This window comes from Kurthia sp. FSL E2-0154, from assembly GCF_038003625.1.
Taxonomy (GTDB): Bacteria; Bacillota; Bacilli; order Bacillales_A; family Planococcaceae; genus Kurthia; species Kurthia gibsonii.
Genome location: NZ_JBBOPO010000001.1, coordinates 2,480,140 through 2,496,212, shown reverse-complemented (window position 1 = coordinate 2,496,212; position 16,073 = coordinate 2,480,140). Strand labels below are relative to the sequence as shown.

The following is a 16,073-nucleotide window of genomic DNA, read 5'->3' as shown; positions in this document are numbered from 1 at the left end:
GGTGAAGCAAATATGGTGAAGCGTGTAGAAGTAACACCAGAGGCTTTACAAATGATTCGATTTTTAAAAGAAAAGCATGGCCCAATCATGTTCCATCAGTCTGGTGGATGCTGTGAAGGTTCTGCCCCTATGTGTTATAAACAAGGTGATTTTCAAGTAGGCAGTGTAGATTTATTGTTAGAAACAATAGATGAAGATGTTCCATTCTATATGCATGAGGCTTTGTATCGTTACAATAAACATACACAAATTATTGTAGATCTTATCGATGGATTTGGTAGTGGGTTTTCACTTGAAAGTTTAGAAGGGAAAAGTTTTCTATCACGGAGCCACATGTTTACAGATGAAGAGTATGCAGAAATAAAAAAGAGTCTCTAAAAAAGAGGCTGGGACAAAACCCTAGTTAAAAGCAAGAGAGCTTCGGCACATGAAAATGCCGAAGCTCTTTTTGGTCTGTCTGCGGATGTTCGTTTTGGGCGATGCTTTTCGCGGGCACGGCTTCATCTCATGTTGGCGATGAATCGCCAACATGGATATTCCGCTCGTGCTGTTCCCGCAGAAGTCACGCCCACACGCCCATCCAAAACAAAAAAACGGATACAAAAAAAGAGCCTTTCCTGTTAAAATTTAAGTATCCTACCACAAAAATAATAAAAGGAAGTGCTCTTTATGTATAAAAACTATAACATGAATCAAGTGATTTTACCATTAGATTTTGAAATGAAACTAGCTGAAAAAGATATTGCTTTTTCGATCCATCATTTAGTCGAAAGTATTCCAGAAGAAGCTTTCGCTCCTTTCTACAAAGCGACAGGTTGTCCTTCTTATCACCCTAAAATGATGTTGAAAATTATTTTATGTGGTTATACACAATCTATTTTTTCAGGTCGCCGGATGGAAGATTTAACAAAAGATAGTGTACGTATGATGTGGTTAGCACAAGGTTACGAACCAAGTTACCGTACGATTAATCGTTTTCGCGTTCATCCACAGATGCAAGAACTTCTAAAACAATGCTTTATCCAATTCCGGTGTCGATTAATTGAAGAAAAATGCATTGACCAACAAGCAATCTTCATTGATGGTACAAAAATTGAAGCGAATGCCAATAAGTTCACTTTTGTATGGAAGAAGTCGGTTGAAAACTATCAAGCTAGTATGATTGAAAAGTCTAATGCCTTATACGAGCAACTCGTAGAAGAACGTATTTTGCCTGCCATTCAAAAGGAACAAAAAGAGGCTTTATCTGAAGAAGAGCTAGAACAAGTCGCTTCGACATTAGAAGAAGTAATTGATGATTATACAGAAAAGCTGGAAGCTTCCTCTGATTCAACCGAACGAAAACAATTGCGTGCAGCACGTAAAACACCGAAACAATATTTAAAACAAGTGAAAGATTGGATTGTCCGAAAAAGACAATATCGTCTTCATTTACAACAGATGGGTACACGAAATAGTTATTCAAAAACCGATGTCGACGCGACATTTATGCGTATGAAAGACGATTATATGAAGAATGGACAACTGAAACCCGGTTACAATGTTCAAATCGCAACAGAAAATCAATATGTCCTTGCTTATGAGGTGTATCCGAATCCGACAGATACAAAAACGCTCGTGCCCTTTTTACAAGATATTCAAGCTCATTATTTTGAATTACCTGAACATATTGTCGCCGATGCAGGTTATGGTAGTGAACCGAACTATCAATACGTGGTAGAAACACTCCAACGTAAAGCATTAATTACATATGGTATGTATCGCAAAGAACAGCAACGAAAATATCTTAAAGATCCTTTTAAAACAAGCAATTGGGCATATGACGCAACGACCGATTGTTATACTTGCCCGAATGGACAATTAGTAAAGTACCAATATGATTCAACACGTACGGATAAGACAGGATTTACACGTCATTTTAAAATCTATACATGTGAAGACTGTTCAGGATGTCCTTTCCGTTCATCTTGTACAAAAGCACGTGAAGGAAACAATCGAAGATTGGCCATCAATACGCATTGGGAAGAACAGAAGAAAATGATTCAAGCGACGCTTTCAGAAGCAAAAACAGGCGCCATTTATCGAAAACGAAAAATCGATGTGGAACCAGTTTTTGGATTTTTGAAGGCGAATTTAGGTTTCACTCGATTTTCACTTCGTGGAAAATCGAAGGTCCGAAATGAAATCGGACTTGCCTTAATGGCAACCAACCTAAGAAAGTATGCGATGAGAGGGTAAAACCCTCCCATCACTTATGAAAAAAATCACACAAAAAAGGAGATTGCCTGCGCAATCTCCTTTTTTGTGTGACTGAGAGCTATTTATGTCCCAGCCTCTTTTTCTTCTATGATTAAAATTATTTTAAAAGTGTATACAATAAGCGTATGATAGTAAAAAAGCATAGGAGGAGATTACATGATTAAAACAAGTTTATGGATTGACGGTCAGTGGGTGGAAACGGTGAAGAAAGATACGTTAAAAGCCCCTTATGATGGTGAAACCATTGCGGAAGTTGCACGTGCTACTCCTGAACAAGTATCGGTTGCGATAGAAGGTGCACACCGTGCCTATATAAAATTTAAAGAAAAAACAGCTTATGAAAGAGCTGAAATTTTACATCGCGTATCTGAAATTATGAAAGATAAAAAAGAAGAACTAGCTAAAATAATTGCAATGGAAGCAGCGAAGCCTTTAACAGCTGCTTTAGGTGAATTAGATCGTACAATTGCAACGTATGAGTTTGCGGCGGAGGAAGCAAAACATTTACATGGTGAAACAGTACCTTTAGATGCAGCGCCTGGCGTACGTGATCGAATTGGTTGGACAAAAAGAGAATCACTTGGTGTCGTATCTGCTATTACACCATTTAACTTTCCGTTCAATCTAGTTGCACATAAATTAGGTCCTGCTTTTGCTGTAGGTAACGCAGTTGTATTGAAACCAGCTTCTCAAACACCTTTAAGTAGTATTGCGCTAGCTGAAATATTTAAAGAAGCAGGATTACCAGATGGAATGTTACAAATTGTAACAGGAAAAGGTAGTGAATTAAGTGAGATTCTTGTAACACATCCATTAGTTAAAAAGGTGACATTCACAGGTAGCGGTGCTGTCGGAATGAAGATTAAGGAACAAGTAGGCCTACGTAAGATTACACTTGAACTTGGGTCCAATGCAGCAGTCATTGTTGAACCAAGTACACCAATCGATAAGATGGTGAAACGTTGTGTAGATGGCGCATTTGGTTTTGCAGGTCAAGTATGTATTTCAGTACAACGTATTTATGTACATGCGTCGATTTATGAAGAATTCACAAAAGCTTTCGTAGAAGAAACAGAAAAGTTAGTTGTAGGTAGTCCAATGGATCAAAAAACAGATGTAAGTGCAATGATTCATCCAAAAGAAGTAATGCGTATTAAAGAATGGGTTGATGAAGCAGTAGCAGATGGTGCAAAGGTAGCGACAGGTGCAGAATATACAGAACGTACGATGAAACCAACTGTGATATTAAACGCTAAACATGATGCGAAAATTATTAAACAAGAAACATTCGCACCGATTGTATCAATTATTCCATATGGCACATTAGACGAAGCGATTCAATATGTGAATGAATCAGATTTAGGCTTAAATGCGGGTATTTTCACAATGAATATTGAAGATGCTTTAAGAGCAGCAGATGAGATTGAAGCTGGCGGCGTTATTATTAATGATATTCCAACATTCCGCACAGATAATATGCCATATGGCGGTGTGAAAACGAGTGGTTATGGACGAGAAGGAATTAAATATGCTGTTCAAGAAATGTCTGAAATGAAATTCATTACTATAAAAACAAAACTGTAATAATATATTTTCGTTGTGTATAGGTACAGAATATTTATTTTAATATGTAAATAATAGGTGTGTTTCATTTTATTTATGTTAAAATAGATACAGAAAATAAAAAAGGAGTGTTGATCATGTTAGAAGCGATTCCAATGTCAAATTCACGTACAGTTCAAACAAGGCTGGTTGCGCCACCTGATACCAACTATATGAATACAATTTTTGGTGGTAAAGTATTAGCGTATATCGATGAAATTGCAGCAATTATTTCGATGAAACATTCTAAAATGGAGACAGTTACAGCATCTTTTGATTCAGTGGATTTCTTCTCACCAATTCGTGCAGGAGAAATTATGGAGTTAGAAGGAATTGTCAGTGCAACAGGTCGCACTTCGATGGAAGTTTATATTCGTGTATCTTCACTTAACATTCAAACAAAAGAACGAAAATTAACAACTGAATCTTTTGTAACGATGGTAGCGATTGATGCAGATGGGAAACCTCAAGCTGTTCCACCTGTGTTTCCTGAGTCAGAAGAAGAAAAAAGACTCTTTGAATCAGGTCCACTGCGTCGTGCTCATCGTAAAGAAAAACGTAATATGCCACATTCATTCTTTTTATAAATATAAAACACTTTCCACGCGAATATGGAACTGACCTAAATTAAATGAGACAAATAAAAACACCTTTCGTTGAAAAACGGGTATTAAACCTAGTAAATCAACGTGGAGGTGTTTTTTGTTAGCTAATCTGTTTTTGCATGTGTTCTGTATCACCAATGCATTCAAAGTGTACATCACCATTTTTCTTTAAATGAAGTACCGTTAAACTCGTTCCGTGAATGAAGGGAGGATCCCATACATGATCAATTGATTGATTTTGAAAATGAGCAATTAATAGTTTCTTTACAACGGCATGTGTGACGATTAAAACGGGTTCATCATCTTCGTAATCTTCTATTAAATCTTTAATTAATGGTAGCACGCGTTGTAAAACATCTTCAAAAGTTTCACCTTCTTCAGATTTATATGCTGTTGGGTGATTGTAATAATGATGATACTGTTCAGGATATGTTTGTTTAATTTCACCGTCTGTCAAACCTTGCCACTCACCTACGTTAATTTCGCGTAGTTGTTGTTTAAAGAAAATAGGCATTTGGCGTTCACAACAAATAAATTTCGCAGTATCCACTGTTCGACCGCTAGAACTGGCATAAATCGCACTAAAAGGAATTTGCGCCAGTCTTCTACCAAGCGCGATTGCAGCTTGTTGACCCTCTTGCGTAAGAGGGGAATCAAACCAGCCTTGCATTCTCTTTTGTAAATTCCATTCTGTTTGCCCATGTCGTGTAAGATAAATTTTAACCATATTGAATCCTCCTCCATCTGCATGGACATATTGTAGCGAAGAATGAAAAAAATAGATAGCCTACATCGCATAGGTTAGCTATCTATTTCATATTTCGTTTTAATTTAACTCATAAGTAACTTCTAATAGTTGTTCAGCAGAATTACATACTTGAATTGTACCTTCTGTTAAATCATCTAATAAACGTGAAATTGTATTTACATCTTCAGTTGTACTTTCATTGATTGCTTGAATACCACTCACCGCTTCAACAATTGTATGGAAGCTAGTAGATAAATCATCCTGCATTTGAACACCTTCATTAATTTGTTCGTCAACATCGTTTACGGATACAGACATGTTTTCAATGTTGTTTTCAGTTTCTAAAATTAATTTAGAGACATTTTGAACAGCTGACTTTGTTTCTTCAGCTAGTTTGCGAACTTCTTCAGCAACAACAGCGAAGCCTTTACCGTGCTCCCCAGCACGTGCTGCTTCAATTGATGCATTCAATGCTAATAAGTTTGTTTGGTCGGCAATACCTGTTACTAAATGAACAATATCATTAATTTGTTTAGAAGAGATTTTCAGTTTAGACATTGTTTCGTCGAGCATTTTGATGCTTGCAGACATTTTTTGCATTAATTCATTTTGCGTATGAAGTAATGCGCGACCATTTTCAGATTTTTCTTTTGTTGAATTTACAAAGTCTAAACCTTGTTTTGTAGAAGAAGCAATTTCATCAGCTTGGCGAGATAGTGATTGGATTGCAGCGGTTGTTTCTTCACTAATCGCATTTAATTCTTCTGAAGTATTTTGAACTGTGTGAATAACTTGTTGTTTTACACGACCGTGTTCATCACGAATGGCATCCACTCGATTTTCATAAGCTTCAATAACAATTTGCTGTTCAAAGTTAATCAATTTTGTAAATGCTTTAATTGCTTGAGTAGATTCATGTGTTGAAATTTGTAAATCTTCAATAAAGTCAATGAATGAATTTGTTAGTGATTGGAATGAGTTTAAGTACCATTTTGAAGGTAGACCAATCTTAACGTGAACATGTGCAATAATTTTTCGCTGTTCAATATATTGTGCATCAATTCGTCCATCGAACATTTCGCTGATATGCTTTGTTAGCGTTACTTTTAAACGATCAATACTAGAGTTCTGTGAAATCATATGTGTTAATTCAGGTGCTTTTACGATCGCATCATAGAATGCATCTGTCATATGTACAAAAGTATCTGTTGCAACAAATTTCAATTGATGAATAATAGCTAAGTCCTCTAATGTTAAACTAAGTAGTTCAATTTGTTTTTGTAAGTGCTGATTATGTGATAAATCAATTTTGACGTTTTTCTTATATTGTTCTATATCGAAAAAAGTCTCGTTCTTTGTCTTTTTCGAACGGTTCCAAATCATAGGTGAAGCCTCCAAAATATTATAGTAAAAAAGTCTTTTCAATCTTAGAAAGGTATATCATTTCTTTAGTCTTGTTTTTTTGAAAAATAATAAGTAATAAGTTTTAAATCTTGGGAGTGTATCATCTAATAATTTATCATTTTATTAAGAAAAAGAGAACCGTATTCAACGAAAAAAAAAAGATTTCACATAAATTTCTATATATTTGTGTTTATAGCAATAAAAATATTAAATGATGATTTAAATCGTTTTTTTTGAAGTAAAAAGAGTATAAATTGTATTTAACAGTGAAAAAAGTTAAGTAATAATAAAATATGAGTAATTCATATGGTTATTAACGAATAAATGATATTTTTTTGATATCGTAAATAGGTTAAAAATAAAGAGCTTACGATAGAGTAAAATTAGAGTGTTTCAAAAACGGATAATCAAATTAATTAAACGCATAGAAAAAATAATCCCTGCTCGCGAAACGCATCAAGGCAAAATTAAAAGGTATGCGTTCGATACAATATCGAACGCATACCCAAACCGTTGCCTGATGAAATAACCGTGTCTAACTTTTAGGTGTCACTTCAATCATACAGGGTTTTCGCTGTTTAAAATACTTCTGTCTTAGACGTACCTTACTAATCATCTTTAAAAAATCCAAGCCAGCCACGTTTTTTGAATAGCATGAGCATCGCAAATACGATGAAAACCATAAGTCCTAATGTAAAGTAGTATCCATAATGCCAATTCAATTCGGGCATATTCACAAAGTTCATACCATAAACTCCTGCGATGAATGTGAGTGGAATAAAAATAGTTGATACAATGGTAAGCGTCATCATAATATTATTCATACGAATTGCGTTCATTGACATATGACTATCTCGCATGTCGGCAGTTAATTCACGATTTGATTCAACCATTTCAGTCAATTTCACGAGATGGTCGTGTACATCACTAAAATAGGCTTTTTCTTTTTGTGTCAAATTTAAGCGGTTTGAATTTAAAATCCGATATAATAAATCACGCATTGGGAGAACCGTTCTTCTTATATGGAGTAAATCATTGCGAAGGTCGAATACATCGTTCATTAAATCTACACTATTTTTATAATCTAACTGATCTTCAATGGTATTAAGTCGATCTTCAATAGTAAAAACAAGGGGGAAAAACTCATCGACAATTTTATCGATTGTCTGATACATGATGAAAAATGTACCGCGATCCCAACGATTCGGATGACTTTCTAATTCACGTTTGACGATTTCAAATTCGTGAACAGGGAATTGATGATATGAGACGACAAATTTAGAAGAAATAAATAGACTAATTTCCTCAGATATTAGTTCTTTTGGGTTTAATTTATGGACAACAGTGAAATAATAATCATCATAGTAATCTATTTTTGGACGCTGTAAACGCATCAATGCATCTTCTACAGCTAGGGGATGAAATTGGAAAAAAGTATGCAGTAATAAATTTTCTTTAGCAGTAGGTTCTGAAAAATCAACCCAAAACCAATCGAAACGATCTTCTTTAATATGTTCTAAAGGGAAGTTTTCCACGAGCTGCTGGTCTTTTGTAAGACCTAGAGTGTAAATCATCTTGTCACCTCTTCATGATCTATTTACTCTATATCTTCCCATAATTAAATTTTTTTGTCACATAATCACAAAAATAAAATGAAACGGATGGTACTGTTCATACGTATATATGTATATATAAGGAAGAAAAGGAGCGGGTTTTAGATGGAACAAGACAATAAATGGATTAAAGTTATACTACATTCAAGTGCATATTATTTACCGATTCTACTTCCACTACTCTTTATGCTCTTAATTGATGATTCGAGAGTGAAAAGTTTATCGCTACAAGCATTGTTATTCCAAATTGTTATGTCAATTCTTATTAGTATTTCAGTTGTATTTTCGTATGTGTTAATTGGAATTCCGTTTTTAATCGTCTTTGGACTAATGGGATTCATTATTCCAATCATCGGGATTATTCGTGCATTGCAAGGTGAGTATTGGAATTATCCAATCGTTGGACGTTGGGTTAAATAATCATAAATAGACAGACATTTTAATTGTAATGGTTAGGATGTCTGTTTTTTATAAAACAAAAAAGGAACGAGCATTTTTATTGCAATTTATAAAACAATTTATTTATAATATAGTCAAAGATAGTCAAAGTCAGCTTGATTAAAGGAGGTGGGGACTCGACATGAAGAATATGTCGAATATTATTGAGGCGTATTTAAAAGAAATTATTGAAATGGGTGGTAATGGACACATTGAGATTAAACGCAGTGAGATTGCAGACCGCTTCCAATGTGTACCGTCGCAAATAAATTACGTAATCAATACAAGATTCACAGTAGAGAGAGGTTATATCGTCGAAAGTAAACGTGGAGGTGGGGGATATATTCGCATTTTACGTGTACGTACGAACTCGAAAACAGAACTGTTAGACGATATTCTATCTCAAATTAATTATCAAATTTCGCAAACGGCTGCAGAGGATATTGTACATCGCTTAACTGAAGAACAAGCAATTACAAAACGTGAGGCAAAGCTCATTCTTACTGCTATGGACCGAGAAGTCATTGCGATTGATTTACCATATCGTGATCAGCTCCGCTCTCGTCTTTTACAAGCAATGTTAGTAGCACTGAAGTATGAAAAAGAATTTTAAAAGAAGGTGTATAGAGGATGATCTGTGAAAACTGTAAACAACGTCCAGCTACTGTCACCATTACGATGACAAAAAATAATGAAGAAGTCGTAAAACACTACTGCGAAGTTTGCAGTGGGCAACAAGATTATTTGCATATAGATGAAGAAGTAAAGCCTGTGACAATCGAACAAATCTTTTCGGACTGGTTTGGTATTCCAACATGGTCATCCAATGCACCTCAGTCAAAACAACCACCGCAAGGAAAGCAGCAATGCGAATCATGTGGTATGACGTACCAACAGTTTTTAAAAGAGGGTAAATTTAACTGTCCAAATTGTTATCATGCTTTTTATGAACGTTTGCCTGAAGTATTTAAAAGACTTCATAATGGTGCAACGGAACATACGGGTAAGATACCGGGCGGATTAAATAAAACATATCAAATTAAAAAAGAGATTGAAGTATTACGTCAGAAGATGAAATCAGCTGTAGAGCAAGAAGAGTTTGAAGAAGCAGCAAAACTTCGAGATGAGGTAAAACAACTTGAAAAACAGTTAACGCAAGGTGGTGCAGCGAACGATGAAGATTGATCATTTTCTAAAAGGTGACAATATTAGTTGGATGGCTGGCGATGGTGAGCACGGTGATATTGTCATGAGTACACGTATTCGTTTAGCGCGTAACATATCTGCGTATCGTTTCCCACGTGCTTTTAGTGAAGAAGAAGCGATGGCTATTGATCGTCAAGTGAGTAGTGCTTTACTCGACTGCGAAACACTTCAAACACCACTCTATCACTTTGATTTGGGGCAAAGACCTTCTTTGCAAAAACAAATTTTAGTAGAGAAGCATTTAATTAGCCCACAACTTGCGAAAAAAGAACGGATTGGTTCGATTCTCGTATCTGAAGATGAATCAATTAGTGTCATGATTAACGAAGAAGATCACATTCGCATTCAATGTTTAGAACCAGGACTTAATCTTAAAAAAGCTTTACTAAAAGCAAATGAAATTGATGATTGTATTGAAAAACAAGTGAACTATGCATTTGATGAAAAATTTGGTTATATGACCACTTGTCCGACAAATGTAGGGACAGGATTACGTGCTTCCGTCATGATGCACTTACCAGCTCTTACGATGACGAATCAAGTTCGCGCCTTAATCAATATGATGCCACGACTAGGTTTAATCGTGCGTGGAATTTATGGTGAAGGAACAGAGGCTGTAGGGAATTATTATCAAATTTCAAATCAAGTAACACTTGGTAAATCAGAAGAAGAAATCATTCAAGAATTAGAAACGATTGTAGAACAAGTTGTTGCAAAAGAGGTGGAAGCTAGAAAGGCAATGTTAGAACATGCGCCGATTGCAATTTCAGACCGTTTGCATCGCTCGTTAGGAGTCTTACAAACAGCTCGAATCCTATCGAGTACAGAAGCTGCGAATTGTTTATCTAACGTGCGTTTGGGTATAGATTTAGGTATCATACAAAGAATTCCAAATGAAGTTTTAAATAAATGTATGCTGATTATGCAACCGGGCTTCTTACAACAATATACAGGTACAACATTGAAGCCAAATGAGCGAGATGTGTACCGCGCGACATTGATTCGCGACATGATTAGCGAAGCATGCCAAAATAAATTGGAAGATGAAGGAGAGGACTCATATGATGTTTAATCGATTTACACAAAGAGCTCAAAAAGTATTGCAATTAGCACAAGAAGAAGCCATTCGTATGAAGCATGAAGCGATTGGGACAGAACACATCTTACTTGGATTAATTCGAGAAGGTGGTGGAATCGCTGCAAAAGCTCTTGAGGCTATTGAAGTGAGTCCTGAAATGATTGAAGAGGGTATTGAAGAACTTGTTGGTACAGGTTCTAAAAATGTTGGACCAATCGTTCATTACACACCTCGTGCTAAAAAAGTCATTGAGTTATCAGTAGATGAATCTCGTAAATTAGGTCATTCATATATCGGAACAGAGCATATTTTATTAGCTCTTATTCGTGAAGGTGAAGGTGTTGCTGCTCGTGTATTAAATAATGCAGGTGTTAGCTTAAATAAAGCGCGTCAACAAGTATTACAACTGCTTGGTAGTTCAGATGCAGGTCAAAACGGTAACGCTGCTGCACCGACAGCAAATACGCCAACATTAGATAGCTTAGCGCGTGATTTAACAGAGATGGCGCGTGAAGGTAATTTAGATCCAGTAATTGGACGTAGTAAAGAAATTACACGTGTGATTGAGGTATTATCTCGTCGTACAAAAAACAACCCTGTTATTATTGGTGAACCGGGTGTTGGTAAAACAGCGATTGCAGAAGGATTAGCACAACAAATTGTGAATAATGAAGTGCCTGAAATCCTACGTGATAAGCGTGTTATGACACTTGATATGGGTACGGTAGTTGCAGGTACAAAATATCGTGGTGAGTTTGAAGATCGCTTGAAAAAAGTGATGGATGAAATTCGTCAAGCAGGTAACGTTATCTTATTCATTGATGAGTTACACACATTGATTGGAGCGGGTGGTGCAGAAGGTGCAATTGATGCATCAAACATCTTAAAACCTTCTCTAGCGCGTGGTGAACTACAATGTATCGGTGCAACAACATTAGATGAGTATCGTAAATACATTGAAAAAGATGCTGCATTAGAACGTCGTTTCCAACCAATTCAAGTAGATGAACCTTCTGTAGAAGAAGCGATTCAAATTATTGAAGGTTTACGTGATCGTTATGAAGCGCATCATCGTGTGAAAATCTCAGATGTTGCAGTAGAAGCAGCTGTTAAAATGAGTGATCGTTACATTTCAGATCGTTTCTTACCAGATAAAGCGATTGATTTAATTGACGAAGCAGGTTCAAAAGTACGCCTACGTTCTTACACAACACCTCCGAACTTGAAAGAGTTAGAAGTTCAGTTAGAAGCACTTCGCTCAGAAAAGAATGAAGCGGTGCAAAGTCAAGAGTTTGAAAAAGCAGCGAACCTACGTGATTCTGAACAAAAATTAGTTGCGCAATTAGAAGAAACAAAGAAAAAATGGAAAGAAGACCAAGGTCGTTCAGAGTCTGAAGTGACAGTGAATGATATTGCAGAAGTTGTTTCGATGTGGACAGGCATTCCAGTTGCAAAACTAGAACAAGAAGAGTCTACAAAATTACTGAATTTAGAAGAAGAATTGCACAAACGTGTAGTAGGACAAAGTGAAGCAGTTGAAGCAATCTCTCGTGCGATTCGTCGTGCACGTGCGGGATTAAAAGATCCAAAACGTCCGATTGGTTCATTCATCTTCTTAGGACCTACCGGTGTAGGTAAAACAGAATTAGCTCGTGCGTTAGCTGAAGTTATGTTCGGTGAAGAAGATGCGATGATTCGCATTGATATGTCTGAATACATGGAAAAACATTCGACTTCTCGCTTAGTTGGTTCGCCTCCAGGTTATGTAGGATTCGATGAAGGTGGTCAATTAACTGAGAAAGTACGTCGTAAACCATATTCAGTTATCTTGTTAGATGAGATTGAAAAAGCACATCCAGACGTATTCAACATTCTATTACAAGTATTAGATGATGGACGTTTAACAGACTCAAAAGGGCGCGTTGTCGATTTCCGTAATACAGTTGTTATTATGACTTCAAATATTGGTGCAGAAGCACTGAAATATCGTAAATCTCTTGGTTTCGGTGCGCAAGAGAAAAAACAATCACAAGAAAATTCAAAACAAGTGATGTTAGAAGAACTGAAAAAAGCATTCCGTCCAGAATTTTTAAACCGTGTGGATGAAATGATTGTCTTCCATCCACTTGAGAAGAAAGAATTAAATGAGATTGTTAAAAAGATGGCAGCTCAATTAACAAAACGTCTAAAAGAACAAAACATCGAATTAGAATTAACGGAAGCTGCATTAGACCGAATTGCAAATGAAGGTTATGATCCAGAATATGGTGCAAGACCACTGCGTCGTGCAATTCAGAAAAATGTAGAAGACCGTTTATCAGAAGAAATTCTAAAAGGTACAGTTCTAACAGACCAAATTGTTGTATTTGATGTACAAGATGGCGATTTCGTTGTTCATGTCAAAGAAAAAGCGAAAAACTAATTTTAGATAGGTGAAAACCTATACGAAATTAAAATTTAAAAACACTCCGAACAGACGTTTGGAGTGTTTTGCTTTATAATAAGGGAATATGAATGCGGAGGTGCACAAAGTGGCAAAGAAAAAAACAAAGTTTATGTGTACAGGTTGCGGTTATGAAGCGCCGAAATGGATGGGGCGTTGTCCAGGGTGCGGTGAATGGAATACGATGATTGAAGATGTTGAGATTGTACAAAAAGGCCCTCGCGGTGCATTCCAACATACAGTGAGTAAATCACAACAAAAAGCCATGCCGATTATTTCAGTCGAAACACAAGAAGAACCACGTGTACAAACAGAATTACACGAGTTGAATCGCGTGTTAGGTGGCGGTGTCGTACCAGGTTCACTTGTCCTAATCGGTGGCGACCCAGGGATTGGAAAATCTACACTGCTATTACAAGTATCTGCCTTATTATCGAATCAAGGGCATCGTGTTTTATATATATCGGGTGAAGAATCCGTTCGCCAAACGAAGCTACGCGCAGAACGCTTAGGGGTAAAATCTGCTGAACTCTATATTTACTCTGAAACAAATTTAGAATTTTTACATGAAACAATTGAGGAAGTACAGCCGAAGTTTGTCATTGTCGATTCTATTCAAACCGTACATCATCCAGAAGTGACGAGTGCACCAGGAAGTGTATCGCAAGTTCGAGAGTGTACAGCAGAATTAATGCGTATTGCGAAAACGAAAAATATCGCTATTTTCTTAGTTGGTCATGTAACGAAAGAAGGACAAATTGCAGGACCGCGTATTTTAGAACATATGGTAGATACCGTTCTTTATTTTGAAGGAGAACGTCATCACACATATCGTATTTTACGCAGTCAAAAAAATCGATTCGGTTCTACGAATGAAATTGCGATTTTTGAAATGTTGCAAGGTGGGTTGAAGGAAGTACTAAATCCATCAGAACTATTTTTACAAGAACGTTCGCAAGGTGCGCCAGGGTCTACAGTTGTCGCCTCAATGGAAGGGACAAGACCGATTTTAGTAGAGATTCAAGCTCTTGTAACACCATCAAGTTTTAACTATCCAAAACGCATGGCGACAGGATTGGATCAAAATCGAATTTCATTATTAATGGCTGTTTTAGAAAAACGTATGGGTCTAATGCTACAAGCACAAGATGCCTATATTAAAGTAGCAGGTGGTGTAAAGTTAGACGAACCTGCCATCGATTTAGCCGTCCTAGTATGTATCGTATCGAGTTTTAAAGATGCGAATGCTAACGCTACGGACTGTTTTGTAGGTGAGGTTGGTTTAACGGGTGAAGTGCGACGTGTGTCACGTATCGAACAACGTGTTCAAGAAGCAGCGAAACTCGGTTTCAAACGCGCGATTATTCCGGCGTCTAACTTAGGTGGTTGGGAGTACCCAGAAGGGATTCAAGTGATGGGTGTAGAGACCGTAAACCAAGCTTTGAAAATTGCGTTCAAAGAAATGTAATGATTTCAAAAAGAAAATGACAAAACGTCTACCTCAAAAGAGAGTTTAGTTGGCAAAGTATGTATAATGAGCTCAAGGGGAGGTGAGAGAAATGTTAAAACGAATCGTTCAAGTCGCATTTTTGTTCATCGGGGGTACATTAGGGTTTATCTTATTACCGCCATTATTTGATGTTATTCATTTAAGTTCAAACTCTTGGATTAACAATCCCTATGTGACGGTTTCGCTTGGTGCAGTTCTTTTATTCATTCTGTCTTTTGTATTGGCAGATCCGTTTATTCGATTTATGAAATTCTTTGAAGAGCGCCTATTAAAAGCACCTGTGGGCGACTTATTATTTGGAACAATTGGTTTAATCATAGGTTTAACACTAGCGTTTTTAGTAGGTGTTGCACTTGATGGTCTTCATTTAGCAGTAATTAGTGATATTGCACCAATCTTATTATCCATTGTTTTAGGATATGTTTTCTTCCAAGTCGGTTTCAAAAAACGCGATGAATTAATGTCTGTTTTCACATCGCGTTCTAATAAGAAAAAAGAAGCAGATGTAGGTGCGGAGAGTTTTAACGAAGTAGGTTATAAGCTACTAGATACAAGCGTTATTATCGACGGTCGAATTGCAGATATTTCAAAAACCGGTTTTATTGAAGGTGTTTTAGTTGTCCCGCAATTTGTATTAACTGAATTACAGCATATTGCCGACTCATCTGATACATTAAAGCGTACAAGAGGTCGACGTGGACTTGATATTTTAAAAGTACTTCAAGATGCTTCAAATTCAAATGTCTTAATTACTGAAATTGATTTTGAAGATGTACCTGAAGTGGATTTAAAATTAGTACGTCTGGCAAAAAAGATGGGTGCACAAATTCTAACGAATGACTTTAACTTAAATAAAGTATGTGAGCTACACAAAGTAAGTGTGTTGAATATTAATGACTTAGCTAACGCAGTAAAACCTGTCGTCATTCCAGGTGAAGAAATGAACGTTGTCGTCATCAAAGATGGTAAAGAGCATAATCAAGGGGTTGCCTATCTAGATGATGGAACGATGATTGTTGTAGAAGAAGGAAGGTCGTACATTGGACAAGCGATTGTCGTAATTGTGACATCTGTTCTCCAAACTTCAGCAGGACGAATGATTTTTGCTAAGCCAAAAAACCATAAATAGTGGTAGTATAAATGTATAAACGAACAGGGGCTGTCCCC

The 16,073-nt window shown here is 36.5% G+C and carries 14 protein-coding genes; 11 read left to right on the top strand and 3 right to left on the bottom strand.

The window, feature by feature from the left end; translation table 11 throughout:
* Positions 1 to 12: 12 nt before the first annotated feature.
* The 4 genes from MHB75_RS12450 (at position 13) to MHB75_RS12435 (ending at position 4,448) form a co-directional block, all read left to right on the top strand.
* On the top strand, positions 13 to 378 hold the full coding sequence (locus MHB75_RS12450; protein WP_141272392.1) for a DUF779 domain-containing protein: 366 nt from the start codon (positions 13 to 15) through the stop codon (positions 376 to 378).
* 291 nt (positions 379 to 669) lie between these two features.
* The gene (locus MHB75_RS12445; RefSeq protein ID WP_141275126.1) at positions 670 to 2,238 is read left to right on the top strand and encodes an IS1182 family transposase; all 1,569 of its coding nucleotides are present in this window, start codon (positions 670 to 672) and stop codon (positions 2,236 to 2,238) included.
* Between the two features lie 177 nt (positions 2,239 to 2,415).
* On the top strand, positions 2,416 to 3,843 hold the full coding sequence (locus tag MHB75_RS12440) for an aldehyde dehydrogenase family protein (protein WP_340998040.1): 1,428 nt from the start codon (positions 2,416 to 2,418) through the stop codon (positions 3,841 to 3,843).
* 116 nt (positions 3,844 to 3,959) lie between these two features.
* On the top strand, positions 3,960 to 4,448 hold the full coding sequence (locus MHB75_RS12435) for an acyl-CoA thioesterase (protein WP_068450058.1): 489 nt from the start codon (positions 3,960 to 3,962) through the stop codon (positions 4,446 to 4,448).
* A 118-nt stretch (positions 4,449 to 4,566) separates the two neighbouring features.
* Here MHB75_RS12435 and MHB75_RS12430 read toward each other — a convergent pair whose 3' ends face one another.
* The 3 genes from MHB75_RS12430 to corA all read right to left on the bottom strand — a co-directional run bounded on the left by MHB75_RS12430 (position 4,567) and on the right by corA (position 8,192).
* The gene (locus MHB75_RS12430; protein ID WP_340998038.1) at positions 4,567 to 5,193 is read right to left on the bottom strand and encodes a histidine phosphatase family protein; all 627 of its coding nucleotides are present in this window, start codon (positions 5,191 to 5,193) and stop codon (positions 4,567 to 4,569) included.
* Positions 5,194 to 5,292: 99 nt separating this feature from the next.
* Positions 5,293 to 6,597, bottom strand: a complete 1,305-nt coding sequence (locus MHB75_RS12425; RefSeq protein WP_340998035.1) for a globin-coupled sensor protein — start codon at positions 6,595 to 6,597, stop codon at positions 5,293 to 5,295.
* A gap of 629 nt (positions 6,598 to 7,226) precedes the next feature.
* Positions 7,227 to 8,192 (bottom strand): magnesium/cobalt transporter CorA, encoded by a 966-nt coding sequence (gene corA, locus MHB75_RS12420; RefSeq protein ID WP_340998033.1) that lies wholly within the window; start codon positions 8,190 to 8,192, stop codon positions 7,227 to 7,229.
* A 144-nt stretch (positions 8,193 to 8,336) separates the two neighbouring features.
* Here corA and MHB75_RS12415 point away from each other — a divergent pair, with 144 nt between their 5' ends.
* The 7 genes from MHB75_RS12415 to MHB75_RS12385 all read left to right on the top strand — a co-directional run bounded on the left by MHB75_RS12415 (position 8,337) and on the right by MHB75_RS12385 (position 16,035).
* A complete protein-coding gene (locus MHB75_RS12415) occupies positions 8,337 to 8,651 on the top strand; it encodes a DUF4870 domain-containing protein (protein WP_141272404.1) in 315 nt (104 codons plus the stop codon).
* A 160-nt stretch (positions 8,652 to 8,811) separates the two neighbouring features.
* Positions 8,812 to 9,282 (top strand): CtsR family transcriptional regulator, encoded by a 471-nt coding sequence (locus MHB75_RS12410; RefSeq protein WP_141272406.1) that lies wholly within the window; start codon positions 8,812 to 8,814, stop codon positions 9,280 to 9,282.
* 17 nt (positions 9,283 to 9,299) lie between these two features.
* Positions 9,300 to 9,854 carry a UvrB/UvrC motif-containing protein gene (locus MHB75_RS12405; protein ID WP_141272408.1) on the top strand — a complete coding sequence of 185 codons (555 nt, stop codon included), beginning with the start codon at positions 9,300 to 9,302 and terminating at the stop codon, positions 9,852 to 9,854.
* Positions 9,844 to 10,947 (top strand): protein arginine kinase, encoded by a 1,104-nt coding sequence (locus MHB75_RS12400; RefSeq protein ID WP_340998030.1) that lies wholly within the window; start codon positions 9,844 to 9,846, stop codon positions 10,945 to 10,947. Before MHB75_RS12405 ends, MHB75_RS12400 begins: the two co-directional genes overlap by 11 nt.
* A complete protein-coding gene (locus MHB75_RS12395) occupies positions 10,937 to 13,375 on the top strand; it encodes an ATP-dependent Clp protease ATP-binding subunit (protein WP_340998028.1) in 2,439 nt (812 codons plus the stop codon). Before MHB75_RS12400 ends, MHB75_RS12395 begins: the two co-directional genes overlap by 11 nt.
* Before the next feature lie 109 nt (positions 13,376 to 13,484).
* The gene (radA, locus tag MHB75_RS12390; protein ID WP_068450078.1) at positions 13,485 to 14,864 is read left to right on the top strand and encodes a DNA repair protein RadA; all 1,380 of its coding nucleotides are present in this window, start codon (positions 13,485 to 13,487) and stop codon (positions 14,862 to 14,864) included.
* 91 nt (positions 14,865 to 14,955) lie between these two features.
* A complete protein-coding gene (locus MHB75_RS12385; RefSeq protein ID WP_340998024.1) occupies positions 14,956 to 16,035 on the top strand; it encodes a PIN/TRAM domain-containing protein in 1,080 nt (359 codons plus the stop codon).
* Positions 16,036 to 16,073: the final 38 nt, after the last annotated feature.

Excerpts from the sequence above, each read along its gene's own strand:
- corA (WP_340998033.1), bottom strand. The coding sequence starts at position 8,192 with ATGATTTACACTCTAGGTCTTACAAAAGACCAGCAGCTCGTGGAAAAC.
- MHB75_RS12435 (WP_068450058.1), top strand. The coding sequence starts at position 3,960 with ATGTTAGAAGCGATTCCAATGTCAAATTCACGTACAGTTCAAACAAGG.
- MHB75_RS12385 (WP_340998024.1), top strand. The coding sequence starts at position 14,956 with ATGTTAAAACGAATCGTTCAAGTCGCATTTTTGTTCATCGGGGGTACA.
- MHB75_RS12450 (WP_141272392.1), top strand. The coding sequence starts at position 13 with ATGGTGAAGCGTGTAGAAGTAACACCAGAGGCTTTACAAATGATTCGA.
- MHB75_RS12400 (WP_340998030.1), top strand. The coding sequence starts at position 9,844 with ATGAAGATTGATCATTTTCTAAAAGGTGACAATATTAGTTGGATGGCT.
- MHB75_RS12425 (WP_340998035.1), bottom strand. The coding sequence starts at position 6,597 with ATGATTTGGAACCGTTCGAAAAAGACAAAGAACGAGACTTTTTTCGAT.
- MHB75_RS12415 (WP_141272404.1), top strand. The coding sequence starts at position 8,337 with ATGGAACAAGACAATAAATGGATTAAAGTTATACTACATTCAAGTGCA.
- MHB75_RS12405 (WP_141272408.1), top strand. The coding sequence starts at position 9,300 with ATGATCTGTGAAAACTGTAAACAACGTCCAGCTACTGTCACCATTACG.
- MHB75_RS12395 (WP_340998028.1), top strand. The coding sequence starts at position 10,937 with ATGATGTTTAATCGATTTACACAAAGAGCTCAAAAAGTATTGCAATTA.
- MHB75_RS12430 (WP_340998038.1), bottom strand. The coding sequence starts at position 5,193 with ATGGTTAAAATTTATCTTACACGACATGGGCAAACAGAATGGAATTTA.
- MHB75_RS12445 (WP_141275126.1), top strand. The coding sequence starts at position 670 with ATGTATAAAAACTATAACATGAATCAAGTGATTTTACCATTAGATTTT.
- MHB75_RS12440 (WP_340998040.1), top strand. The coding sequence starts at position 2,416 with ATGATTAAAACAAGTTTATGGATTGACGGTCAGTGGGTGGAAACGGTG.
- MHB75_RS12410 (WP_141272406.1), top strand. The coding sequence starts at position 8,812 with ATGAAGAATATGTCGAATATTATTGAGGCGTATTTAAAAGAAATTATT.